This window comes from Halorientalis sp. LT38, assembly GCF_037031225.1.
In the GTDB taxonomy this organism is placed as follows: Archaea; Halobacteriota; Halobacteria; order Halobacteriales; family Haloarculaceae; genus Halorientalis; species Halorientalis halophila.
The window spans coordinates 2,666,046-2,686,259 of record NZ_JAYEZN010000001.1 but is presented as its reverse complement, the minus strand read 5'-3'; the positions used below and the strand labels follow the sequence as shown (position 1 = coordinate 2,686,259).

The 20,214-nt window shown below is 67.6% G+C and carries 32 protein-coding genes and 2 tRNA genes; 27 read left to right on the top strand and 7 right to left on the bottom strand.

Annotated features, from left to right (window positions below; genetic code table 11):
• Positions 1-450 precede the first annotated feature (450 nt).
• Positions 451-521, bottom strand: a tRNA-Gly gene (locus U5918_RS13860).
• 81 nt (positions 522-602) lie between these two features.
• Complete coding sequence (locus U5918_RS13855) at positions 603-971, bottom strand: sensory rhodopsin transducer (RefSeq protein ID WP_336001993.1); 369 nt, start codon at positions 969-971, stop codon at positions 603-605.
• A 168-nt stretch (positions 972-1,139) separates the two neighbouring features.
• Here U5918_RS13855 and U5918_RS13850 point away from each other — a divergent pair, with 168 nt between their 5' ends.
• From U5918_RS13850 to secY, 26 genes are all read left to right on the top strand, one after another.
• Entirely contained in the window at positions 1,140-1,676 is a 537-nt protein-coding gene (locus U5918_RS13850; protein ID WP_336001991.1) for a hypothetical protein, read from the top strand.
• 163 nt (positions 1,677-1,839) lie between these two features.
• Complete coding sequence (locus U5918_RS13845) at positions 1,840-2,712, top strand: RNA methyltransferase (protein ID WP_336001989.1); 873 nt, start codon at positions 1,840-1,842, stop codon at positions 2,710-2,712.
• Positions 2,713-2,718: 6 nt separating this feature from the next.
• Positions 2,719-3,735, top strand: a complete 1,017-nt coding sequence (locus U5918_RS13840; RefSeq protein ID WP_336001987.1) for a 50S ribosomal protein L3 — start codon at positions 2,719-2,721, stop codon at positions 3,733-3,735.
• Positions 3,732-4,475 (top strand): 50S ribosomal protein L4, encoded by a 744-nt coding sequence (gene rpl4p, locus U5918_RS13835; RefSeq protein ID WP_336001985.1) that lies wholly within the window; start codon positions 3,732-3,734, stop codon positions 4,473-4,475. Before U5918_RS13840 ends, rpl4p begins: the two co-directional genes overlap by 4 nt.
• Entirely contained in the window at positions 4,472-4,726 is a 255-nt protein-coding gene (locus U5918_RS13830) for a 50S ribosomal protein L23 (protein ID WP_336001984.1), read from the top strand. The genes rpl4p and U5918_RS13830 overlap by 4 nt, the downstream gene beginning before the upstream one ends.
• 2 nt (positions 4,727-4,728) lie before the next feature.
• Positions 4,729-5,460 (top strand): 50S ribosomal protein L2, encoded by a 732-nt coding sequence (locus U5918_RS13825; protein WP_336001982.1) that lies wholly within the window; start codon positions 4,729-4,731, stop codon positions 5,458-5,460.
• Positions 5,457-5,879, top strand: a complete 423-nt coding sequence (locus U5918_RS13820; protein ID WP_336001980.1) for a 30S ribosomal protein S19 — start codon at positions 5,457-5,459, stop codon at positions 5,877-5,879. The genes U5918_RS13825 and U5918_RS13820 overlap by 4 nt, the downstream gene beginning before the upstream one ends.
• A gap of 3 nt (positions 5,880-5,882) precedes the next feature.
• Positions 5,883-6,344 (top strand): 50S ribosomal protein L22, encoded by a 462-nt coding sequence (locus tag U5918_RS13815; RefSeq protein WP_336001978.1) that lies wholly within the window; start codon positions 5,883-5,885, stop codon positions 6,342-6,344.
• Entirely contained in the window at positions 6,344-7,315 is a 972-nt protein-coding gene (locus U5918_RS13810; RefSeq protein ID WP_336001977.1) for a 30S ribosomal protein S3, read from the top strand. Before U5918_RS13815 ends, U5918_RS13810 begins: the two co-directional genes overlap by 1 nt.
• On the top strand, positions 7,312-7,524 hold the full coding sequence (gene rpmC, locus U5918_RS13805; protein ID WP_336001975.1) for a 50S ribosomal protein L29: 213 nt from the start codon (positions 7,312-7,314) through the stop codon (positions 7,522-7,524). The genes U5918_RS13810 and rpmC overlap by 4 nt, the downstream gene beginning before the upstream one ends.
• A 2-nt stretch (positions 7,525-7,526) precedes the next feature.
• Positions 7,527-7,856: a ribonuclease P protein component 1 gene (locus U5918_RS13800; protein ID WP_336001974.1), complete on the top strand. Its 330-nt coding sequence runs from the start codon at positions 7,527-7,529 to the stop codon at positions 7,854-7,856.
• A complete protein-coding gene (locus tag U5918_RS13795; RefSeq protein WP_336001972.1) occupies positions 7,847-8,206 on the top strand; it encodes a 30S ribosomal protein S17 in 360 nt (119 codons plus the stop codon). The genes U5918_RS13800 and U5918_RS13795 overlap by 10 nt, the downstream gene beginning before the upstream one ends.
• The gene (locus U5918_RS13790) at positions 8,206-8,604 is read left to right on the top strand and encodes a 50S ribosomal protein L14 (protein ID WP_336001970.1); all 399 of its coding nucleotides are present in this window, start codon (positions 8,206-8,208) and stop codon (positions 8,602-8,604) included. Before U5918_RS13795 ends, U5918_RS13790 begins: the two co-directional genes overlap by 1 nt.
• 1 nt (position 8,605) lies before the next feature.
• Positions 8,606-8,968 (top strand): 50S ribosomal protein L24, encoded by a 363-nt coding sequence (gene rplX, locus U5918_RS13785; RefSeq protein ID WP_336001968.1) that lies wholly within the window; start codon positions 8,606-8,608, stop codon positions 8,966-8,968.
• Positions 8,965-9,702 carry a 30S ribosomal protein S4e gene (locus U5918_RS13780; RefSeq protein WP_336001967.1) on the top strand — a complete coding sequence of 246 codons (738 nt, stop codon included), beginning with the start codon at positions 8,965-8,967 and terminating at the stop codon, positions 9,700-9,702. Before rplX ends, U5918_RS13780 begins: the two co-directional genes overlap by 4 nt.
• Positions 9,699-10,232, top strand: a complete 534-nt coding sequence (locus U5918_RS13775; protein WP_336001965.1) for a 50S ribosomal protein L5 — start codon at positions 9,699-9,701, stop codon at positions 10,230-10,232. Before U5918_RS13780 ends, U5918_RS13775 begins: the two co-directional genes overlap by 4 nt.
• Positions 10,229-10,444, top strand: coding sequence for a 30S ribosomal protein S14 (locus U5918_RS13770; protein ID WP_336001963.1), 216 nt, complete (start codon positions 10,229-10,231; stop codon positions 10,442-10,444). Before U5918_RS13775 ends, U5918_RS13770 begins: the two co-directional genes overlap by 4 nt.
• Entirely contained in the window at positions 10,441-10,833 is a 393-nt protein-coding gene (locus U5918_RS13765) for a 30S ribosomal protein S8 (protein WP_336001962.1), read from the top strand. The genes U5918_RS13770 and U5918_RS13765 overlap by 4 nt, the downstream gene beginning before the upstream one ends.
• Before the next feature lie 2 nt (positions 10,834-10,835).
• Positions 10,836-11,372, top strand: a complete 537-nt coding sequence (locus U5918_RS13760; protein WP_336001961.1) for a 50S ribosomal protein L6 — start codon at positions 10,836-10,838, stop codon at positions 11,370-11,372.
• Positions 11,372-12,319: a 50S ribosomal protein L32e gene (locus tag U5918_RS13755; RefSeq protein ID WP_336001960.1), complete on the top strand. Its 948-nt coding sequence runs from the start codon at positions 11,372-11,374 to the stop codon at positions 12,317-12,319. Before U5918_RS13760 ends, U5918_RS13755 begins: the two co-directional genes overlap by 1 nt.
• Positions 12,316-12,765, top strand: coding sequence for a 50S ribosomal protein L19e (locus tag U5918_RS13750; protein ID WP_336001958.1), 450 nt, complete (start codon positions 12,316-12,318; stop codon positions 12,763-12,765). The genes U5918_RS13755 and U5918_RS13750 overlap by 4 nt, the downstream gene beginning before the upstream one ends.
• A 1-nt stretch (position 12,766) precedes the next feature.
• The gene (locus U5918_RS13745; RefSeq protein ID WP_336001957.1) at positions 12,767-13,324 is read left to right on the top strand and encodes a 50S ribosomal protein L18; all 558 of its coding nucleotides are present in this window, start codon (positions 12,767-12,769) and stop codon (positions 13,322-13,324) included.
• Positions 13,321-13,953 (top strand): 30S ribosomal protein S5, encoded by a 633-nt coding sequence (locus U5918_RS13740; RefSeq protein WP_336001955.1) that lies wholly within the window; start codon positions 13,321-13,323, stop codon positions 13,951-13,953. Before U5918_RS13745 ends, U5918_RS13740 begins: the two co-directional genes overlap by 4 nt.
• Positions 13,953-14,417, top strand: coding sequence for a 50S ribosomal protein L30 (rpmD, locus tag U5918_RS13735; RefSeq protein ID WP_336001953.1), 465 nt, complete (start codon positions 13,953-13,955; stop codon positions 14,415-14,417). Before U5918_RS13740 ends, rpmD begins: the two co-directional genes overlap by 1 nt.
• A 2-nt stretch (positions 14,418-14,419) precedes the next feature.
• The gene (locus tag U5918_RS13730; protein ID WP_336001951.1) at positions 14,420-14,929 is read left to right on the top strand and encodes an uL15m family ribosomal protein; all 510 of its coding nucleotides are present in this window, start codon (positions 14,420-14,422) and stop codon (positions 14,927-14,929) included.
• Position 14,930: 1 nt separating this feature from the next.
• A complete protein-coding gene (gene secY / locus U5918_RS13725) occupies positions 14,931-16,400 on the top strand; it encodes a preprotein translocase subunit SecY (protein ID WP_336001950.1) in 1,470 nt (489 codons plus the stop codon).
• An 80-nt stretch (positions 16,401-16,480) separates the two neighbouring features.
• On the opposite strand, the gene U5918_RS13720 is transcribed toward secY, so the two are convergent.
• The 5 genes from U5918_RS13720 to cmk all read right to left on the bottom strand — a co-directional run bounded on the left by U5918_RS13720 (position 16,481) and on the right by cmk (position 18,998).
• A complete protein-coding gene (locus tag U5918_RS13720; protein ID WP_336001949.1) occupies positions 16,481-16,870 on the bottom strand; it encodes a PIN domain-containing protein in 390 nt (129 codons plus the stop codon).
• Positions 16,867-17,067, bottom strand: coding sequence for a DUF7557 family protein (locus tag U5918_RS13715; protein WP_336001947.1), 201 nt, complete (start codon positions 17,065-17,067; stop codon positions 16,867-16,869). Before U5918_RS13715 ends, U5918_RS13720 begins: the two co-directional genes overlap by 4 nt.
• Positions 17,068-17,396: 329 nt before the next feature.
• Positions 17,397-17,467: transfer RNA gene (locus U5918_RS13710), tRNA-Pro, on the bottom strand.
• A 47-nt stretch (positions 17,468-17,514) separates the two neighbouring features.
• Positions 17,515-18,420, bottom strand: a complete 906-nt coding sequence (locus U5918_RS13705; RefSeq protein ID WP_336001945.1) for an RNA-guided pseudouridylation complex pseudouridine synthase subunit Cbf5 — start codon at positions 18,418-18,420, stop codon at positions 17,515-17,517.
• Positions 18,420-18,998, bottom strand: a complete 579-nt coding sequence (cmk, locus tag U5918_RS13700; RefSeq protein ID WP_336001943.1) for a (d)CMP kinase — start codon at positions 18,996-18,998, stop codon at positions 18,420-18,422. Before cmk ends, U5918_RS13705 begins: the two co-directional genes overlap by 1 nt.
• 162 nt (positions 18,999-19,160) lie before the next feature.
• Between cmk and U5918_RS13695 the strand changes: the two genes are divergently transcribed.
• Complete coding sequence (locus U5918_RS13695; RefSeq protein WP_336001942.1) at positions 19,161-20,213, top strand: AI-2E family transporter; 1,053 nt, start codon at positions 19,161-19,163, stop codon at positions 20,211-20,213.
• Position 20,214 lies beyond the last annotated feature (1 nt).

Below are 20,214 nucleotides of genomic sequence, written 5' to 3'. Positions count from 1 at the left end.
GGCGGCCGATTTTCCTGCGAACCGCTTCGCTGGCCGAGATTCGAACTCGTCGAGACGTTCCGGGCGTGCGGCCTCGCTCTGCTCACGGGTCACTCCGTTCCCCGCTCGCCTTGAGGTCTCACTCCGTTCGACCTCCCATCGCTCGGCCGTTCCGGGGCTGCGACTCGTCTGCTCAAATCTCGGTGGCAGACCTGCGGCTCACGGACGACTCGCGACGCTACGCGTCGCTCGTCGGTATGGTTCGCCGCAGGAATGCGCTGGCCGAGATTTGAACTCAGTCACTCCCGTTCGCTCGGTGACTCGCGGCTTCGCCGCTCGTCCCCCGAGGCGCTTCGCGCCTCGCATCGCTCGCTCACCTCTCGTTCCCTGCTCAAATCTGCGGGGCGGTTTCGTCTCGCGCGGTGTGAGCGACCGCGACGCGGTCGCTCACGGGTTTGCGCTCGACAGAAATGCGCTGGCCGAGATTTGAACTCGGGTTAGGACCGTGGCAGGGTCCTGTGATACCACTACACCACCAGCGCGCTACATTCCTACAATCCGCCGATATGGATATAAGGCTTCCGGATCGGGGCGAAAATCGCGGTACAGCGTCCCACCGTCGCTCACGAATCGCCCGGGAACGCCACCGTCGACAGCAGCGCGTTCTCCGCCTGCCGGGAGTCCAGGCGCGTGTGCTGACAGACCACCCGCCGGTCCGACTCGATCACGCTCGCGAAGGCCGTCCCCCGCGGAATTTCCGGGTCCTCGAAGTCGTTGAACTGGACGTGGCGCGTCCGCTCGGCCGGAACGGACAGTTCGTAGGGCCCCGCTGGGTCCCGGTCCTCGAAGTATACCGTCACCTGCACGTGCGCGTCCGCGTCACCTGCGTTCAGGAGACAGATCGTCTCGTGACTCTCCATCTCCGGCTCCGGGCCCGTGCTGGTCTCGGGAATGTACCCCTCCGGAATGGCCCACCGGGTGCGTCCGATCACGGGCGTCGTACCACGCGAGCCCCCATAAACGGCGGTCTGGGGTCGCATCTGCCTGCCTGGCGGTTGCCGGTCGCGTGTCGGGCTGGCGCGGACTCCGTCGGTGACCGGTGACCACTCCGGAACCGATCCGTCGGTACGCCTACCGCCCTCGTCGTCGACGTCGTACAGGTGAGTGACTCCGCGACTTCGGCGACGGCACCCCCTCGAAGCGTAGACGAGCTGACCGTCGACGTCGATCCGGCCGGCGGTTCCGGGGACCATCGGTCCCGACTCAGGGGGTTCGGCCTCGGCGCGATGGGCGGCGCGGTCGCCACTGTCGTCATGACCGCGTTCCGGATCCCGATCACCGACTCGCTCCCGCCGACCGCGCAGTTCTGGGCGAAATACGTCGGCGACGAGGGACCCGATGCATATCCGGTTCAGGCGCTCGTCCTGCACCTGCTATACGGGATGGGGGCTGGGGCGGTGTTCGGGGCGGTGTTCACCCCGCAGTCGGAGGGCCCGGAGGTCCGACAGGAGCGGCGCGGGACGGCACTGGCGACGGGCTACGGCCTCCTGCTGTCGGTGTTCGGGACTCGCGTGGTGCTGAAACGGTTGCTCGGGCTGGATCTGGAGCCGGACGAGCGGTGGATCTTCCACCTCGGGCACGCGATCTACGGGCTGACGCTGGGGGCGTGGCTGGGGTCGAACGCGTCGGATCGCTGAGTGGCCGGCTGGGGTCGCGGCCAGGGGTCGCTCTGTGGCCCGCTGGGGCCGCCGAGCGGGCCGTGTGAACGCGACGCACCGCCGATTCGAAACGGTCCCTTTTTACGCTGGCAGTAGAGTAGATTCGGCACAGTCTAGTGGCGTGGCGTGGAAGCGTCACGGCATGACAGTCAGCGTGCTCGTGCCGTCATCGCTGACCCGGGAAGCCGAGGACAAACGCGAGGCAACTCGCAAACTCGGTTACGTCGCCCGCGCGGCGACGGTGTTCCGGGTCGACCGCCTGGTCGTCTTCCCCGATCCCGGGGGGACGAGGGGGCAGTTCGGTGACGGGTTCGTCGAAACCGTGCTGCGGTACGCCGCGACGCCGCCGTACCTCCGAAAGGAGGCGTGGGGCAAGCGGGACGAACTGGAGTACGCGGGCGTCTTGCCGCCGCTCCGCGTTTCACCACGGACCGGCTCCGGATCGGACGATTCGGGGTCGTTAAGACAGGGAATCGTGACCGAGGTCGGATCTGACGGACGCGTCCGGGTCAATTGCGGACTGCAACACCCGATCTCCCTTCCAGCGCCCGACGGGGGCCTGTCGGAGGGGGAGCGCGTTTCCATCAGGGTCTCTTCGCGACGGCCGGTCCGCGCCAAGTTCGCCGACGCATCCCCGCCGGGATACGTCGTCGAGGCGTCGGACCTCTCGACGGAGCTCTCGCGTGACGACGCCGGCATACGCCTTGCCACATCACGGCACGGCGAACAGCTGAGTGTCGATCGTCTCGGCGACATCGTCGCCGAAACGGACACGCGAGGGATGACGGTCGCGTTCGGAGCGCCCGAGCGCGGCCTGCCGGAGATACTCGATGTCTCCCCACCGGGAGGCGACGAGGGCGGCGAGGAGACCGAGCGAGAATCGACGGCTCTGCGGGAACCGGATGGATCCCGGTTCGACCTCTGGCTGAACGCGGTTCCGAACCAGGGCAGCGAGGTCGTGCGAACCGAAGAAGCGATGTTCGCCGTGCTCGCCTGCCTCTCACTCACGGAGTGAACCAGAATGCCACAACCAAGCAGACCACGCAAAGGCTCGCTGGGCTTCGGCCCGCGCAAGCGGTCGGTCAGTGAAGTACCGCGCTTCAACACCTGGCCGGACGACGAGGGACAGCCGGGTCTCCAGGGCTTCGCCGGATACAAAGCCGGCATGACACACGTCGTGACGATCAACGACGAGCCCGACTCCCCGCGCGAGGGGATGGAGGAGACCGTTCCGGTGACCGTCGTCGAGACGCCGCCGATGCGCGCCGTCGCCGTGCGAGCCTACGAAGACACGCCCTACGGCAAGCGACCGCTCACGGAGGTCTGGACCGACGAGTTCCACCCGGAACTCGACCGGACCCTCGACCTGCCCGACGAGCACGACGCCGAAGGTGCACGCGAGCAAGTACAGACCGCGCTGGAGAACGGCGACCTGGCGGACGTGCGTGTCATCACGCACTCCGTCCCGGACGACGTCCCCAGCGTTCCCAAGAAAAAGCCCGACGTGATGGAGACACGCGTCGGCGGCGGCTCCCTCGAGGACCGCGTCGAGTTCGCCTTCGACCTCCTCGACGAGGGTGGCGAACACGCGATGAACGACGTGTTCCGCGCCGGCGAGTACATGGACGTCTCCGGCATCACGAAAGGCAAGGGGACGCAGGGTCCCGTCAAGCGCTGGGGCGTCCAGAAGCGGAAGGGCAAGCACAAGCGCCAGGGCTGGGAGCGACGGATCGGCAACCTCGGTCCGTGGAACCCCTCCCGGGTTCGCTCGACCGTGCCCCAGCAGGGGCAGATGGGTTACCACCAGCGGACCGAGCTGAACAAGCGGCTCGTCGACGTCGGCGACGGGGACGAACCCACCGTCGACGGCGGCTTCGTCAACTACGGCGAAGTCGACGGGCCCTACGCGCTGGTGAAGGGGTCGCTGCCGGGGCCGGACAAGCGCCTCCTGCGCTTCCGCCCGGCGGTCCGACCGAACGACCAGCCGCGCCTCGATCCCGAGGTGCGCTACGTCTCCACGGAGAGTAACCAAGGATGAACGCGACAGTACACAGCCTGGACGGCGACGAAGACGGCGACCGGGAGCTCCCGGACGTCTTCGACACCCAGCTCCGCCCGGATCTGATCCGGTCGGCGGTGGTCGCCGCACAGGCGAACCGGAAACAGGACTACGGCAGCGACGAGTACGCCGGCCTGCGGACGCCGGCCGAGTCGTTCGGGTCCGGCCGCGGCATGGCCCACGTCCCCCGAGAGGGTGGCAAGGCACGCCGCGTCCCCCAGGCCGTCGGTGGCCGACGGGCCCACCCGCCGAAGTCCGAGAAGGATCGCACCCGGAACATCAACGACAAGGAGCGCAAACTCGCGCTCCGCTCGGCCGTCGCGGCCACGACCGATTCCGAGGTCGTCCGCGAGCGGGGCCACGCGTTCGACGACGACGTCGAACTGCCGCTGGTCGTCAGCGACGAGTTCGAGGACCTGGAGAAGACCCAGGAAGTCGTCGACGTGCTCTCCGCGCTCGGCATCGACGCCGACGTCGAGCGCGCCGACGAGACGAAGATCAAGGCCGGGCAGGGCAAGACCCGCGGACGGAAGTACCGCCGGCCCTCGTCGATCCTGTTCGTCACCAGCGAGGAGCCCTCGCGCGCCGCCCGCAACCTCGCGGGCGCCGACGTGGCGACGGCTCGGGAGGTCAATCCCGAGGACCTCGCGCCGGGCGGCGAGCCCGGTCGACTCACCGTCTGGACCGAGAGCGCCGTGGAGGAGGTGGCCGAACGATGAGTTCGATCATCCGCTACCCCCACGTCACCGAGAAGGCGATGAACAAGATGGACTTCGAGAACAAGCTCCAGTTCGTCGTCGACACCGGTGCGGAAAAGGGCGAGATCGCCACCGCCATCGAGGACCAGTTCGACGTCGGCGTCGTCGACGTGAACACGATGGTCACGATGGACGGCGAGAAGAAGGCCACGGTGACCCTCTCGGAAGAGGACGACGCCGAGGAGATCGCCTCGCGGATCGGGGTGTTCTGACCATGGGACGACGAATTCAGGGACAACGACGCGGTCGCGGTGGCCCCACGTTCCGGGCCCCGTCGCACCGCTACAAGGCGGACCTGTCGCACCGGAAGCTCGAAGACAAGGACGTCGTCTCGGGGACGGTCGTCGACATCGAACACGACCCGGCCCGCAGCGCGCCGGTCGCGGCCATCGAGTTCGACGACGGCGACCAGCGCCTCGTGCTCGCGCCCGAGGGGATCGGCCTGGGCGACACGATCCAGGTCGGTATCTCGGCGTCGATCGAGCCGGGCAACACGATGCCCCTGGCCGAGATCCCGGAAGGGGTCCCGGTCTGTAACGTCGAGGCCAACCCCGGAGACGGTGGGAAGTTCGCCCGCGCGTCGGGCGTCTCCGCCCAGTTGCTGACCCACGACCGCTCGGTCGCGGTCGTGAAGCTCCCGTCGGGGGAGATCAAGCGGCTCGATCCGGACTGCCGGGCGACCATCGGGGTCGTCGCCGGTGGCGGTCGGACCGAGAAGCCCCACGTCAAAGCGGGCAACAAGTACCACAAGATGAAAGCGCGAGGGACGAAGTGGCCGAACGTCCGCGGTGTGGCGATGAACGCCGTCGACCACCCGTTCGGTGGCGGCGGTCGCCAGCACCCCGGCAAGCCCAAGTCCATCTCGCGGAACGCGCCGCCGGGCCGGAAGGTCGGGGACATCAGTTCCCGGAAGACCGGCCGCGGCGGGAAGGGTGGTAACGAATGAGTTCGGAGTACCAGATCGGCCACGAGGGGGAGTTCTCCTACCGTGGTCACACGCTCGAGGAATTGCAGGACATGGACGTCGCAGAGGTCGCGGAACTGCTCCCCGCACGCCAGCGGCGAAGCATCGAGCGCGGCCTGTCCTACGAGAAAGAACAGCTGCTCGAAGCGGCCCGCGAGGCCGACGAGGAGGAGACCGCGAACGACCCGATCCGGACGCATCTGCGCGACATGCCGATCCTGCCGGAGATGGTCGACGTCACGTTCGCCGTCCACAACGGCGAGAGCTTCGAGCGCGTCAAGGTAGAGCCGGAGATGCTGGGCCACTACCTCGGCGAGTTCCAGCTCACGCGGACATCCGTCGAGCACGGACAGGCCGGGATCGGGGCGACCCGCTCCTCCAAGTTCGTGCCACTCAAGTAACACATGGGAATCAGCTACTCAATCGACCCGGACCCGGACACGACGGCGAAAGCGATGCTTCGGGAACGGCAGATGAGCCACAAGCACAGCAAGGCCATCGCCCGGGAGATCAAGGGCATGACCGCCGGCGAGGCCGCGGAGTACCTCGAAGCGGTCATCGAGGGCGACCGTTCGGTCCCCTTCAGGTCCCACAACTCGGGCGTCGGGCATCGGAAGGACGTCGACGGCTGGGACGCCGGCCGCTTCCCCGAGAAGGCCAGCGAGGCCTTCCTCGACCTGCTCGAGAACGCGGTCGGCAACGCCGACCACCAGGGATTCGACGGCGAAGCGATGGAGATCATCCACGTCGCCGCCCACAAGGTCGGCGAACAGCAGGGCCGCAAACCCCGTGCGATGGGTCGCGCGACCGCCTGGAACTCCCCGGAGGTCGACGTCGAACTCATCCTCGAGGAGGGTGATGCCTGATGGCTGACGAACACCAGTTCATCGAGGACGGCCTCCAGCGGACCCAGATCGACGAGTTCTTCGCCGACGAACTGGGCCGTGCGGGCTACGGCGGCATGGACGTCGCCAAGACGCCGATGGGGACCCAGATCGTCCTCAAGGCCGAAAAGCCCGGCATGGTCATCGGCAAGGGCGGGAAGAACATCCGGAAGGTGACCACGGAACTCGAAGAGCGGTTCAACCTGGAAGATCCCCAGATCGACGTCCAGGAGGTCGACGAGCCGGACCTGAACGCCCGGATCGTCGCCGACCGCCTGGCCAACGCCCTCGAACGGGGCTGGTACTTCCGGAAGGCCGGTCACACCACGATCGACCGGATCATGGACGCCGGCGCACTGGGCGCCGAGATCGTCCTCTCGGGCAAAGTCACGGGCGCACGCTCACGCGTGGAGAAGTTCAACCGTGGCTACATCAAGCACAACGGCGAGCCCGCCGAAACCATCGTCGACCACGGGCAGGGCGTCGCAGTGATGAAGCTCGGCACGATCGGCGTGGACGTGAAGATCATCCCGCCGAACGCCCAGCTCCCCGACGACTTCCGCATCTACGAGGACGAGGACGTCGAGGACTACGTCGCCGACGTCGAGGGCGAGAGCGTCGAGGAACTCCTCGAGGGCGAACCCGAGGACGCCGAAGGCGAGGAGCCCACGACGGGTGCGCCGCCCGAGGCCGACGAGACCGCCGAAGCCGACGACGCCGACGAGGAAGTCGTCGACGAAGAGGTCGTCGAGGAAGAGGACGTCGAGGTGCCCGACGAGGAGCCCGACGACGTCGACATCGACGAACTGGACGACGCCATCGAGTCCGAGGTCGACGAGGAGACCGAGGCGGAAGCCGAGGAACTGATGGACGAGATGGAAGACGAAGAACCGGCGGCCGACGAGGACGCCGAAGAGGCAGCAGCCGACGACGCGGAGGGTGACGACGAATGACCATCCTCCACGCCGAGGAAATCCGCGACATGACGCCGCCCGAACGCGCGGCGGAGCTGGAGGACCTCGAGACGGAACTGCTGAACACCCGGGCCGTCCAGGCCGCGGGTGGTCGCCCGGAGAATCCGGGCGAGATCAAGGAGATCAGGAAAGCCATCGCCCGGATCAAGACGATCCAGCGCGAGGAAGGCGACCTGGACGAAGAATAACGATGCCACTGACACCCGCAACGCTCACGAGACACGAACTCATCGGCCTCCCAGCGAGGGTGGCCGCCGCGTCCAACCAGGACCTCGTCGGCATCGCCGGCGAGGTCGTCATGGAGACGACGCGGACGCTGTCGATAGCGGCGAGTTCGGAGTCCAGGCGCCGGACGGTGTCCGGCGACGGCGAGCGGGTGTGGCAGGTGCCGAAGGGCGACGCGACCTTCGAGTTCACGCTCGACGGCGACGACGAACAGGTCGTCACGGTCGAGGGCGAGCGACTGGTCGCGCGGCCCGCGCGGCGCACGGAACGAACAGGTGATTCGAAATGGCGCTAGGACTTAACGTAGAACGGCCGGAGGAGGCCTGTTCCGACGAGAACTGCCCGTTCCACGGCACGCTCAGCGTGCGTGGGCAGACGCTCGAAGGAGAGGTCGCCTCCACGGACATGGACAAGACCGTGATCGTCGAACGCGAGTACGACGTGAAGGTGCCCAAGTACGACCGATTCATGAAGCGTCGGTCGCGGGTCCCGGCTCACGCACCCCCGTGCGTGGACCTGGACGTGGGCGACACGGTCCGTATCGCAGAGACACGACCCCTCTCGAAGACGAAAAGCCACGTCGTCGTGGAACGCGTGGACGCCGCGGACGCCACCGAGGCGGCCGCCGCCGGAGGTGACGACTGATGGAGGCGCTCGGCGCCGACGTCACCCAGGGCCTCGAGAAGGGCTCGCTGATCACGTGTGCCGACAACACGGGCGCACGACAGCTGAAAGTGATCAGCATCTCGGGCTACTCCGGGACCATCAACCGCCACCCGAAGGCGGGACTCGGTGACAAGATCACCGTCTCGGTCACCAAGGGGACGCCGGAGATGCGTCGCCAGGTGCTCGAGGCAGTGATCGTCCGCCAGCGCAAGCCGATCCGGCGGCCGGACGGCACGCGCGTGAAGTTCGAGGACAACGCGGCGGTCATCATCGACGAGAACGAGGAGCCCCGCGGGACGGAGATCAAGGGCCCCATCGCTCGCGAGGTTGCCGAACGGTTCGGCTCCATCGCGAGCACCGCGACAATGATCGTATAGCATGACACGACAACCACACAAACAGCGAACGCAGACCGAACGCGCGCCGCTGCACGAGCGCCACGCTCAGGTGCGGGCGACGCTGTCCGACGGCCTCCGCGAGGAGTACGGCCAGCGCAACGTCCGCGTCAACGAGGGCGACACGGTCGAGGTCCTGCGGGGCGACCACGCCGGCGAGGAAGCCGAGGTCGTCGCCGTGGACCTGGCCGACGGCGTCGTCCACGTCGAGGACGTCACGCTGGAGAAGGCGGACGGGGAGGAAGTTCCCCGCCCGCTCGACGCGTCGAATCTCCGCGTGACGAACCTGAACCTCGACGACGACCGGCGGCAGGCGCGACTCGAATCAGAGGAGGACAGCGCATGACGAAACATCAGAAGCGACTCTCGGTACCGAAGAGTTGGCCGGTCGAGCGCAAGACCGAGACGTTCACCGTGAAGGCCGACGCCGGTCCGCACGGCGAGGCGGGGGTTCCCCTGCTGATCGTCCTGCGGGACGTGCTCGAGTACGCGGACTCCCGGAAGGAGGCCCGCTACGCACTCAACCAGGACAACGTCCTGATCAACGGGACGCCGGTCGCAGACGAGGAACGCCCCGTCGGGATGTTCGACATCCTGGCCTTCGACGAGCGCGACGAGCACTACCGGGTGTTCCCCGGACAGGGCGGACGGCTGGCCCTGACGCCCATCGACGCCGACTCGGCGGGCAGCAAGCTCGGCAAGATCGTCGAGAAACGCACCGTCCCCGGCGGCGACCTGCAGCTGACGCTGCACGACGGGCAGACGCTGCTCGTCGAGGACGACAGCGAGTACGGCGGCAACGACTCCGTGGTCGTCTCCAACGACGACGGCGAGATCGTCGCCCACTTCCCCTACGAAGAGGGCGAACTCGTGACGGCGGTCGACGGCGCACACGCCGGCGACATCGGTCGGATCGAAGAGATCCAGACCACGCCCGGCAGCTCCTCGAACAACGTCATCGTCGAGCAGGAAGACGGCGACGGGTTCGAGACGGTAGAGGAGTACGTCGTCGTGATCGACGAGAACTTCACCGGTGACGACGAGGCCGACGCGACGGCCAAGGAGGGTGACGACGAATGAGCTCCGAGTCAGAGACCGGGGGCGACTTCCACGAGATGCGCGAGCCCCGGATCGAAAAGGTCGTCGTCCACATGGGCGTCGGTCAGGGCGGTCGCGAACTCGCAAACGCCGAGGACATCCTCGCCGAGGTCACGGACCAGCAGCCTGTCCGGACGACGGCGAAGGCCACGGTCGGCGAGTTCAACATCCGCCAGGGCGACCCCATCGGTGCGAAGGTCACCCTGCGCGACGAGGAGGCCGAGGAGTTCCTGCAGACGGCGCTGCCGCTTGTCGACCTGTCGTCGTCGCAGTTCGACGACACCGGCAACTTCAGCTTCGGCGTCGAGGAACACACGGACTTCCCGAGCCAGGAGTACGACCCGAACATCGGGATCTACGGGCTGGACGTCACCGTCAACATGGTGCGCCCCGGCTACCGCGTGGCCAAGCGCGACAAGGCCTCGCGAGCGATCCCGTCGAGCCACCGTCTCGACCCCGACGACGCCGTCGCGTACGTCGAGGCGGCCTTCGACGTGGAGGTCAACGAATGAGCGAAAGCGAGACAGAAGCCGACGTCGAGGGCGAGGAGGGCGAGGAGGCCCGCGACGCCACCGGCGAACAGACGGCGAAACGAACGGAGCAACTCCGCTCCTGCCAGCGGTGCGGGCGCGAGCAGGGACTGGTCGGCAAGTACGACATCTACCTCTGTCGCCAGTGCTTCCGCGAGATCGCACGCGGCATGGGCTTCAGGAAATACTCATGACAGGCAACGATCCCCTGTCCAGTGCGCTCTCGGGGCTGAACAACGCCGAAAGCGTCGGACATCTGGCACAGACGGTATCGCCCGCCTCGAACGAGATCGGCAGCGTGCTCGAGGTCTTCTACGACCGCGGGTACATCGACGGGTTCAGCTTCGTCGACGACGGCAAAGCCGGCGAGTTCGAGGTCGAACTGAAGGGTGCGATCAACGAGTGCGGCCCCGTCAAGCCCCGCTACAGCGCGGGCGCGGACGAGTTCGAGAAGTGGGAGAAGCGGTTCCTCCCCGCTCGGGACTACGGGACGCTCGTCGTGACCACAAGCCACGGGATCATGAGCCACTACGAGGCCCGCGACCAGGGCATCGGTGGCCAGGTGATCGCGTACGTCTACTAACAATGCCACGCACAGAACTACAGATTCCGGACGAAGTAAGCGCCGAGATGGACCATCTCGACCTGACCGTCGAGGGTCCCAACGGCAGCGTGACGCGCCGGCTCTGGTACCCCGACGTCGACGTCTCCGTCACGGACGGCGCCGTCGTCGTCGAGAGCACGGAGTCCGACGCGAAGACGAACTCGACGATCGGTACCTTCGAGAGCCACGTCAGGAACATGTTCCACGGCGTGACCGAGGGCTGGGAGTACGAGATGGAGGTCTTCTACTCTCACTTCCCGATGAAGGTGCGCGTCGAGAACGGCGAGGTCGTCATCGAGAACTTCCTCGGCGAGAAAGCACCCCGGCGGACGACCGTCCACGGGGACACGGACGTCTCCGTCGACGGCGAGGAACTGACCCTCAGCGGCCCCGACATCGAGGCCGTGGGCCAGACCGCCGCCGACATCGAACAGCTCACCCGCGTCAAGGACAAGGACGTCCGGGTGTTCCAGGACGGCGTCTACATCACCGCAAAGCCCACGCGAGGTGAGGCCTGATGGCCGACGAACTCGAAGACGTCGCAGGCGTCGACACCGAGACGGCCGCCACCCTGCGCGGGGCCGGCTACGAGGACGTCGACGATCTCGCGGAGGCGAGCCAGGAGGACCTGGCCGAAATCGAGGGCATCGGCAACGCGCTGGCCGCTCGGATCACGGCCGACGTCGGCGATGTCGAAGTCGACGACGACGCGACGGCCGAAGTCGAAGACGACGGCGAGGACGCGGACGCGTCGGCCGACGAGGACGAGGCCGAAGCGTACGACGACCTGACCGACATCAGCGGCGTCGGTGACTCGAAGGCGGCCGCGCTCGAAGGCGCCGGCTACCGGACGGTCGACGACGTCCGCGGTGCGAGCCAGGACGACCTCTCCGAGGTCGACGGCATCGGCAACGCGCTGGCGGCCCGCATCAAGGCGGACGTCGGCGGGCTCGAGGTCAGCGAGGAGACCGAGGCCGAAGTCGAAGACGAGACCCCCGAGCCCGAGGAGACCGAGGACGTCGAGACGGAACTGCAGGCTCGCGGGCTGACCGAGAAGACGCCCGACCTCGGCGAGAACGAAAAGCGGCTGCTGAACCAGCGGGGACGCGAGGGCAAACCGCAGTTCAACCGCCAGGACCACCACAAGAAAAAGCGTGTGTCCACCTCGTGGCGCCGGCCGCGCGGCCAGCTGTCGAAGCAGCGCCGCGGCATCAAGGGCAAGGGCGCCACCGTCGAGGCCGGGTTCCGCACCCCGAAAGCGGTCCGGGGCAAGCACCCGAGCGGCTTCGAGGAGGTCCGCGTGCACAACGTGGACGACCTCGAGGGCGTCGACGGCGACCGCGAGGCGGTCCGGATCGCCTCGAAGGTCGGCGCGCGCAAGCGCGAACGCATCGAGGAGCAGGCGGAGGACCGCGGCGTGCGCGTCCTCAACCCCACCTACGTCGAAGTGGAGGTCGAAGAATGACGGATCTGAGTGCACAGAAGCGACTCGCGTCGGACATCATGGACGTCGGGAAGAACAAAGTCTGGTTCGACCCCGACGAACAGAGCGAGATCGCCGACGCGATCACGCGCGAGGACGTTCGCGAACTGATCGATCAGGGCGCGATCCAGGCCGAGGACGCGACGGGTAACTCCCGCGGCCGGGCCCGCGAGCGCGCGGCGAAGCGCTCCTACGGCCACCAGAAGAACGCCGGCTCCCGGAAGGGGAAGGCCGGTGGCCGCCAGGATCCCAAGCAGGACTGGGAGAGTCGCATCCGCGCACAGCGCAATCGGCTGCGCGAACTGCGCGACGAGGGTGACCTGTCGAAGTCCGCCTACCGCGAAGTCTACAACCTCGCCGGTGGGGGCGAGTTCGACAGCGTCGCCGACATGGAACGGTACATCGACAACCAGTACGGAGGCGAATGACATGGCAACAGGACCACGATACAAGGTGCCGATGCGGCGTCGCCGCGAGGCACGAACGGACTACCACCAGAGGTTGCGCCTGCTGAAATCCGGGAAACCCCGGCTGGTCGCTCGCAAGAGCAACCAGCACACTACGGCGCAGCTGATACTCACCGGCCCGCAGGGTGACGAGACGGCTGCAAGCGCACACTCGAGCGACCTCGAGGAGTTCGGCTGGGAGGCTCCCACCGGGAACCTGCCCGCCGCGTACCTCACGGGGCTGCTCGCCGGCAAACGCGCGCTCGCCGCCGGCCTCGAGGAGGCCGTGCTCGACATCGGGTTGAACACGGCGACCCCGGGCAGCAAGGTGTTCGCAGTACAGGAAGGTGCAATCGACGCCGGGCTCGAGATCCCGCACAACGACAGCGTGCTCGCCGACTGGGAGCGTACCAGCGGCGAACACATCGCCGAGTACGCAGACCAGCTCGACGAGCCGCTGTATTCGGGCGAGTTCGACGCCACGGAACTGCCGTCGCACTTCAGCGACGTGCGCGAGACACTGATGGAGGCAGATCTATGAGCAACGGATGGGAACCGCGAACGCGGCTCGGTCGGAAAGTACAGGAGGGCGAGATCGACTCGATGCAGGAGGCCCTCAACTCCGGCCTGCCGCTGAAGGAATCGGAGGTCGTCGACCAGCTGGTCCCCGACCTCGAGGACGAAGTGCTGGACATCAACATGGTCCAGCGGATGACCGACTCCGGCCGCCGGGTGAAGTTCCGGTGTGTCGTCGTCGTGGGCAACCGCGACGGCCTCGTCGGCTACGCCGAGGGGCGTGACGACCAGGTCGGCGGCGCGATTCAGAAGGCGATCGACATCGGGAAGCTGAACCTGATCGACGTCTCCCGCGGCTGCGGGTCCTGGGAGTGTGGCTGTGGGCGACCCCACACCGTCGCGCTCCGGACGACCGGCAAGGCGGGTAGCGTCGAGGTCGAGCTCCGCCCCGCCCCGCGCGGGCTGGGCCTGGCGGGCGGGGAGACCGTCCGGCACGTCCTGGAGCTGGCCGGCATCGAGGACATCTGGACGCGCAGTTCGGGCAACACGCGCACCACGGTCAACTTCGCGAAGGCGACGTTCAACGCCCTGCAGAACACGGCCGAGGCGCGCGTCCCCGAGCGCACGATGGAGAAGCGCGAGGTGATCGAGTGATGCAGGCGCTCGTCCAGATCCGCGGCGACGTCAACATGGCGACGGACGTGAGCGACACGCTTTCGATGCTGAACGTCCACGACGTGAACCACTGCACGCTGGTTCCCGAGACCGACGCCTACCGCGGGATGATCCACAAGGTCAACGACTACGTGGCCTACGGCGAACCGAGCCAGGCCACCGTCGAGACGCTGCTGCAGACGCGGGCCGAGCCCCTCGAGGGTGACGCCGACGTCGACGACGAGTGGGTCGCCGAGAACACGGACTACGACGCCATCGACGGGTTGGCCTTCGCACTGATCGCCGAGGAGACGACGCTGCGCGAGCAGGGGCTGGCGCCCGTGCTCCGCCTGCACCCGCCCCGCGGCGGCCACGACGGCCTGAAGGGCCCGACCGCAACGGGCGGCGAACTCGGCAAACACTCAACCGAGGAGATCGACGAGCTCCTCACAGCGATGCGATAACAATGACGAGCAAAAAACGACGACAGCGCGGTTCGCGGACACACGGCGGCGGGACGCACAAGAACCGGCGCGGGGCCGGCCACCGCGGTGGCCGCGGCCGTGCCGGTCGCGACAAACACGAGTTCCACAACTACGAACCGCTCGGGAAATCCGGCTTCAAGCGCCCCCAGAAGGTCCAGGAAGAGATCGCGGAGATCGACCTCCGCGAACTCGACGAGGACGCGGCCCTGCTGGCCGCGGAGGGCGTCGCCGAGGAGACCGACGGCGGCTTCCGGATCGACGTTCGGGACGTCGTCGAGGACGGCCACGAGGTCGACGCGGTGAAGGTCCTCGGTGGCGGACAGGTCCGCAACGAACTCGACGTGGTCGCGGACGACTTCTCGGAGTCGGCCCGCGACCTCCTGAGCGAGGCCGGCGGCAGCGCCGAACTGACCGAGCGCGGCGAACAGCGTCAGGCCGAAGCCGAGGACGAATCCGATACAGATACAAGCGAGGAAGAAGGGTCGGCGTAGTATGGGTTGGAAAGAAACCGCCGAACCGATACTCACCCGCATGCCCTCGGTCGCCCGACCGGAGGGCCACGTTCCGTTCAAACGGAAACTGGCCTGGACAGCGGGCGTGCTGGTGCTGTATTTCTTCCTGACGAACGTCACCATCTACGGGATGGGGACGGGCAGCAGCGACATCTTCGGACGCTTCCGTTCGATCCTCGCCGGTGGCCAGGGCAGCGTGCTCCAGCTGGGGATCGGCCCGATCGTCACCGCGTCCATCGTCCTGCAGTTGCTCGGCGGTGCGGACCTGCTGGGGCTCGACACCCAGAACAACCCCCGCGACCAGGTGCTCTACCAGGGCCTCCAGAAGCTGCTGGTGATCCTGATGTGTATCCTGACCGGGCTCCCGATGGTGTTCGGTGGCAACTTCCTGCCCCCGAGCCCGCAGGTCGCCCAGGGCCTCGGCATCGGCCTCGGCGGCGTGCAGACGCTGATGTTCCTGCAGATCTTCGCCGGCGGGATCCTCATCCTCTACATGGACGAGGTCATCTCGAAATGGGGCGTCGGCTCCGGCGTCGGCCTGTTCATCGTCGCCGGCGTCAGCCAGCGCCTCATCGGCGGTTTCTTCGCCCTACCGGGGATCGGGAACCCCGAGCAGACCGGCTTCTTCCCCTCCTGGATCCTGATCGCGATCGGGGAGCAATCGCTCGGGCCGCTGCTTGGCTCCGGGCTGCAACAGGTGCTGATGAGCGAGTCCTTCGGGCTGATACGCCTGGCGACCACAGTCCTGATCTTCGTGGTCGTCGTCTACGCGGAGTCCGTTCGCGTCGAGATCCCGCTGTCGAACGCGCGGGTCAAGGGCGCGCGCGGTCGCTTCCCCGTGAAGCTCATCTACGCGAGCGTCCTGCCGATGATCCTCGTCCGGGCGCTGCAGGCGAACCTGCAGTTCCTGGGCCGGATCCTCGACCAGCAACTCGCCAACATGCCGCTCTGGCTCGGGGAGTACTCCCAGAGCCAGCCCGTCGGCGGGCTGTTCTACTACATGGCCCCGATCCAGTCGCCCGGTGACTGGATCCCGGCGCTCGGGCAGACCACCGCCGAGGCCTGGCAGATCGCGCTGCGCGTGAGCGTCGACCTGACGTTCATGGTCATCGGCGGCGCCATCTTCGCCATCTTCTGGGTCGAGACCACGGACATGGGTCCGGAGGCGACGGCCCAGCAGATCCACGGCTCCGGGATGCAGATCCCCGGCTTCCGGCAGAACCCCGGCGTCATCGAGAAGGTCCTGGAGCGGTACATCCCCCAGGTCACCGTCATCGGCGGCGCCCTCGTGGGCCTGCTGGCCGTCGCGGCCAACATGCTCGGCACCATCGGCGGCGTCGGCGGGACCGGCCTGCTGCTGACGGTCTCCATCACGTACAAGCTGTACGAGGAGATCGCCGAAGAGCAGCTCATGGAGATGCACCCCATGATGCGCCAGATGTTCGGGTAATCCCGGACGACCCGATTTCGGCTCGCGTTTTTTCTTCCGCTCGACTGCGCCCGGCAGTCGCCACGCTCGGATGCTCGTCCCTACGTTCGGAGATTGGTGACCGGCATGCGGTCGGTCAGGTGTTCGGTCTCGAAGTCCGCGTCGGCGACGACGAGTTCGTCACCGGTGGAGCGGGCGGTCGCGGCGATGAGGATGTCCGTCGTCGATAGCCGAGTCCCGTCGTTGACCAGTTCGTCCTGTATGCGGGCGGCCTCTAGAGCGATAGACTCGTTCAGGTCGAGCGCCTGCACACCGCCGAACTCCTGGCGAACGGACACGACGTCGGTCTCACCGACGCCGAGTCGGCCGTTGATGACTTCGTAGACGCAGATGGTGGAAGTCCACCAGGGTTCGCGGCCGGTGATGTATTCACGGACCGCCTCGTCCCCTTTGAGGTACTGGATGATCGTGGAGGTATCGAGAAACGTCATTCCGCACCGCGCTCGCGTCCTTCCCGCAGCCGCTCCATCGCCGTCTCGGCTTCCTCCTCGGACCACGCCCCGAATTTGATCGGGTCCTCGTCACTGGTCACCCGACGCAGGAACTCGTCCCACGTCTCGTCGTCCCGTTTCAACTCGTCGAGTCGATCCTTCGTCTCGGAATCGACCGGGATCGAGGTTCGGCTCATAGTAATTCATAGTGAATTCATCGTGTTGTGTCTTCCGGTGGTCTGACTGACCCAGAGGAGAACTGGAACCACAAAACGGTGGTGCCAGCATCCGCGCGAACGAAGTGAGCGCGGTTCACCGGACGCGAGCGGAGCGAGCGTCCGGCTTTTTCGCCCACGTTTTTCGGAGAGAGGTTCCCGATGCGAGCCGAAGGCTCGCGAGGGTACCCGAACCGAAAAACGTGGTAGTGGGACCACCGGAAGACTCACTGCGTTCGTCTTCCGTCGTCCCACGTTTCCCGCTCGCAACGCTCGGTCGCGCCGCTCCCTCGCTCGCGTCGCGTGAAAAGTGGGACCGCCGAGATTCGAACTCAGGTCCGACGCACCCCATGCGCCGAGGATACCGCTACCCCACGGTCCCGCAAATCGACAGACGAGGGTCCCCGGATTAAGGGTGTCGTTTCGCGATTACACCAGCACCCGCTCGAGTTCGACGACGGTCCCCGACTCGCCGTCGGGATCGCCGACCAGTCGGCCGAGACAGATGGCCGCGCCGTCGGGCGTGGAACAGACCACGAGCGGGCGATCGCTCGCGGCCTCGGCGCCGAGATCCGAGTCGATCACGCCGGGGGCGTACACGGGCGCGCCCTCGGCCACCTGGTCGGCGGCGCTGGGGGCGATGGTCAGGCTTGGCAGCGGTTCGAGGGCGCGTTCGGCGGGCTGGACGATCTCGCGGATCGGTTCCTCGTCACCGTCCTCGGTCCACCACGCGAGCGCGTCGGTGAGGGCCTCGAGGGTCACCAGATCGGTGTCGTCGAAGCGGCCGGTCGCCGTCCGGCGGAGGTGGCCCATGTGCGCGCCGGTGCCCAGCGCCAGCCCGGCGTCGTGGCAGAGCTTCCGGACGTAGGTCCCGCTCTCGCAGCGGACGCGGAGGAGGGCGCGGCGGTCCTCGACCTCTGCGACCTCGAGGTCGTGGATCTCGCGAACGCGGAGCTGGCGCTTCACGGCGCTCTTGCGCGGGGGTTTCTGGTAGATCGGGCCCTCGAACTCGGCGAGGACCGACTCGAGGTCGGCGGGGGCCCGGCCGTGGAGTTCGAGGACGGCGACGTACTCCTTGACGGCGTCGTCGAACACCTGCGCGGCACGGGTGGCGTCACCGAGCAGGAGGGGCAGGCAGCCGGTGACCTTCGGGTCGAGCGTCCCGGCGTGGGCGACGCCGTCGATGCCCTCGTCGGTGAGGGCGTCGGTCACCAGATCCCGGACCCAGGCGGCGACCTGGTGGGCGGAGGGGCCCGGCGGTTTGTCGAGGTTGACGACGCCGAACTCGAGGAGTTCCGGGATCGATCGGTCGTCGGGAGCGCCGCGACGGGCCATCAGAACTCGTACCGGACGCCCTCGACGGGGTACTGCCCCTCGTCGCGGTCGCCGGCGTAGGACTCGACGGCCGAGCGGACGAGCGAGAGGCAGGCGTCGGGGTCCCAGCGGGCGGTGTTCACGGTGAGGTCGTAGATCGAGCGGTCCTCGATGTCGATGCCGTAGTACTCCCGGTAGCGCTGGGCCTCGCTGGCGGCGCGGGCGCGGGTCTCCTCGAGGACGGTGTCCAGCGCCTTGTCCTCGCGGTCGGCGATGCGGGCGGCACGCACGTCGAGCGGGGCGTCGAGCCAGAGTCGCAGATCGGCGTAGTCGGCGGCCATCCAGCCGGCGAGTCGCGACTCGAGGACGAGGTCAGTCGACTCGCGGGCGGTCTCGCGCAGGCGACGGTCCAGGTCGCGGTCGATCTGGTCGTCCTCCTCGGCGAGGCGGTTGAACTCGACCAGCGAGTGGCCGCGCTCGTCGGCCAGCGAACGAAAGATGTCACCCCCACTGACGTGCTCGTAGTCGAGCGCGTCGGCCAGTCCCGCGGCGAGCGTGCTCTTCCCGCTGCCCGCGGGGCCGGAGACTGTAATCAGCATATCAACCCTCCGGCGGTCGCGGTAAAAGAGGTTGTGTCTTCCGGTCGCGCGGTGGGTCACGCGACACCGGAACCCCCGCCCACACCCCAGTCTCACCTGCTCGACGTGACGGCCGTCAGAGGAAAGCGTGGATTTTGGGGGCTCGACGCCGTCCGTCGGTCCATGGAGTTGACCTGGCGCGTCAGCCGCGCACAGGTGGTCTGGACGCTGGTGGGGGTCGTCGTCGCCGCGCTCCTCGTCGTCGTCCTCGCGTCGTTCGTCGGCGGCCTCGCCATCGGCGTCTTCCTCTACTACGCGGTCAGGCCGGTCTACCGGTGGGTCGCGGCCCGGATCGGTCACGACGGGGGTGCCGCGACGGCCGCGCTCGGGCTGGTCGGGGTGCCGATACTCGCCGTGCTGGGCTATGCCGTCCTGGTCGGCGCACGCGCCCTGAACGCCGTCGTCGGCCAGATGGGGCTGTCGCAGTTCCGGGACTCCCTCTCTCCCTACGTCGACGTGGCGTCGCTGACCGAGCCGTCGGCCCTGCTCGGGCTGCTGGGCGGGGAGCTGGGGCCGGTCACGAACTACCTCGGCCTCGCGATGACCTGGGTGCTTCGCGTCTTCGTCGCCGTCACGCTGGCCTACTACCTGCTGTGCGACGGGGACCGAATCGGCCGCTGGTTTCGCGAGACGTTCGGGGAGTCGCCGGGGGCCGTCGCGTTCGCCGAAGGCGTCGACGACGACCTGACGACCATCTACACGGGGAACCTGCTCGTCATCGGCGCGACGTCCGCCATCGCGGTCGCCGTCTACGTCGGACTCGGAAGCGTCGCGCCGGCCGCGCTCCCGATCCGGTATCCCGTCCTGCTGGGCCTGCTCGTGGGCGTTTTCACCCTCGTCCCCGCAGTCGGGATGAAAATAATCTGGGTCCCATACGCCGCGTCCCTGTTCGTGCGGGGGCTGCGCGCCGACGCGGGCCTGTGGTTCCCCGTCGTCTTCACGGTCGTCACGTTCGTCGTCGTCGACTTCGTCCCGGACGTGTTCGTCAGGTCGTACCTCTCGGCGGGCAGCCTCCACATGGGACTGCTGGTGTTGACGTACGTCCTGGCCTCCGTCGCCTTCGGCTGGTACGGCATCTTCGTCGGGCCGATCTTGCTGGTCGTCGCCGTCCACTTCGCGCGCGAGATCCTGCCGGCGCTGGTCGAGGCGAATCGCGTCGACGCCGGGGAAAACTGAG

Bases quoted from the DNA above. Each gene is read 5' to 3' on its own strand.
- U5918_RS13770 (WP_336001963.1), top strand. From the start codon at position 10,229: ATGAGCGAAAGCGAGACAGAAGCCGACGTCGAGGGCGAGGAGGGCGAG.
- U5918_RS13750 (WP_336001958.1), top strand. From the start codon at position 12,316: ATGACGGATCTGAGTGCACAGAAGCGACTCGCGTCGGACATCATGGAC.
- rpmC (WP_336001975.1), top strand. From the start codon at position 7,312: ATGACCATCCTCCACGCCGAGGAAATCCGCGACATGACGCCGCCCGAA.
- U5918_RS13705 (WP_336001945.1), bottom strand. From the start codon at position 18,420: ATGGCCCGTCGCGGCGCTCCCGACGACCGATCGATCCCGGAACTCCTC.
- U5918_RS13800 (WP_336001974.1), top strand. From the start codon at position 7,527: ATGCCACTGACACCCGCAACGCTCACGAGACACGAACTCATCGGCCTC.
- U5918_RS13810 (WP_336001977.1), top strand. From the start codon at position 6,344: ATGGCTGACGAACACCAGTTCATCGAGGACGGCCTCCAGCGGACCCAG.
- U5918_RS13780 (WP_336001967.1), top strand. From the start codon at position 8,965: ATGACGAAACATCAGAAGCGACTCTCGGTACCGAAGAGTTGGCCGGTC.
- U5918_RS13720 (WP_336001949.1), bottom strand. From the start codon at position 16,870: ATGACGTTTCTCGATACCTCCACGATCATCCAGTACCTCAAAGGGGAC.
- U5918_RS13740 (WP_336001955.1), top strand. From the start codon at position 13,321: ATGAGCAACGGATGGGAACCGCGAACGCGGCTCGGTCGGAAAGTACAG.
- U5918_RS13830 (WP_336001984.1), top strand. From the start codon at position 4,472: ATGAGTTCGATCATCCGCTACCCCCACGTCACCGAGAAGGCGATGAAC.
- U5918_RS13745 (WP_336001957.1), top strand. From the start codon at position 12,767: ATGGCAACAGGACCACGATACAAGGTGCCGATGCGGCGTCGCCGCGAG.
- U5918_RS13825 (WP_336001982.1), top strand. From the start codon at position 4,729: ATGGGACGACGAATTCAGGGACAACGACGCGGTCGCGGTGGCCCCACG.
- U5918_RS13695 (WP_336001942.1), top strand. From the start codon at position 19,161: ATGGAGTTGACCTGGCGCGTCAGCCGCGCACAGGTGGTCTGGACGCTG.
- U5918_RS13790 (WP_336001970.1), top strand. From the start codon at position 8,206: ATGGAGGCGCTCGGCGCCGACGTCACCCAGGGCCTCGAGAAGGGCTCG.
- U5918_RS13845 (WP_336001989.1), top strand. From the start codon at position 1,840: ATGACAGTCAGCGTGCTCGTGCCGTCATCGCTGACCCGGGAAGCCGAG.
- U5918_RS13815 (WP_336001978.1), top strand. From the start codon at position 5,883: ATGGGAATCAGCTACTCAATCGACCCGGACCCGGACACGACGGCGAAA.
- U5918_RS13730 (WP_336001951.1), top strand. From the start codon at position 14,420: ATGACGAGCAAAAAACGACGACAGCGCGGTTCGCGGACACACGGCGGC.
- U5918_RS13840 (WP_336001987.1), top strand. From the start codon at position 2,719: ATGCCACAACCAAGCAGACCACGCAAAGGCTCGCTGGGCTTCGGCCCG.
- rplX (WP_336001968.1), top strand. From the start codon at position 8,606: ATGACACGACAACCACACAAACAGCGAACGCAGACCGAACGCGCGCCG.
- rpl4p (WP_336001985.1), top strand. From the start codon at position 3,732: ATGAACGCGACAGTACACAGCCTGGACGGCGACGAAGACGGCGACCGG.
- rpmD (WP_336001953.1), top strand. From the start codon at position 13,953: ATGCAGGCGCTCGTCCAGATCCGCGGCGACGTCAACATGGCGACGGAC.
- cmk (WP_336001943.1), bottom strand. From the start codon at position 18,998: ATGCTGATTACAGTCTCCGGCCCCGCGGGCAGCGGGAAGAGCACGCTC.
- U5918_RS13795 (WP_336001972.1), top strand. From the start codon at position 7,847: ATGGCGCTAGGACTTAACGTAGAACGGCCGGAGGAGGCCTGTTCCGAC.
- U5918_RS13760 (WP_336001961.1), top strand. From the start codon at position 10,836: ATGCCACGCACAGAACTACAGATTCCGGACGAAGTAAGCGCCGAGATG.
- U5918_RS13715 (WP_336001947.1), bottom strand. From the start codon at position 17,067: ATGAGCCGAACCTCGATCCCGGTCGATTCCGAGACGAAGGATCGACTC.
- U5918_RS13775 (WP_336001965.1), top strand. From the start codon at position 9,699: ATGAGCTCCGAGTCAGAGACCGGGGGCGACTTCCACGAGATGCGCGAG.
- secY (WP_336001950.1), top strand. From the start codon at position 14,931: ATGGGTTGGAAAGAAACCGCCGAACCGATACTCACCCGCATGCCCTCG.
- U5918_RS13765 (WP_336001962.1), top strand. From the start codon at position 10,441: ATGACAGGCAACGATCCCCTGTCCAGTGCGCTCTCGGGGCTGAACAAC.
- U5918_RS13820 (WP_336001980.1), top strand. From the start codon at position 5,457: ATGAGTTCGGAGTACCAGATCGGCCACGAGGGGGAGTTCTCCTACCGT.
- U5918_RS13755 (WP_336001960.1), top strand. From the start codon at position 11,372: ATGGCCGACGAACTCGAAGACGTCGCAGGCGTCGACACCGAGACGGCC.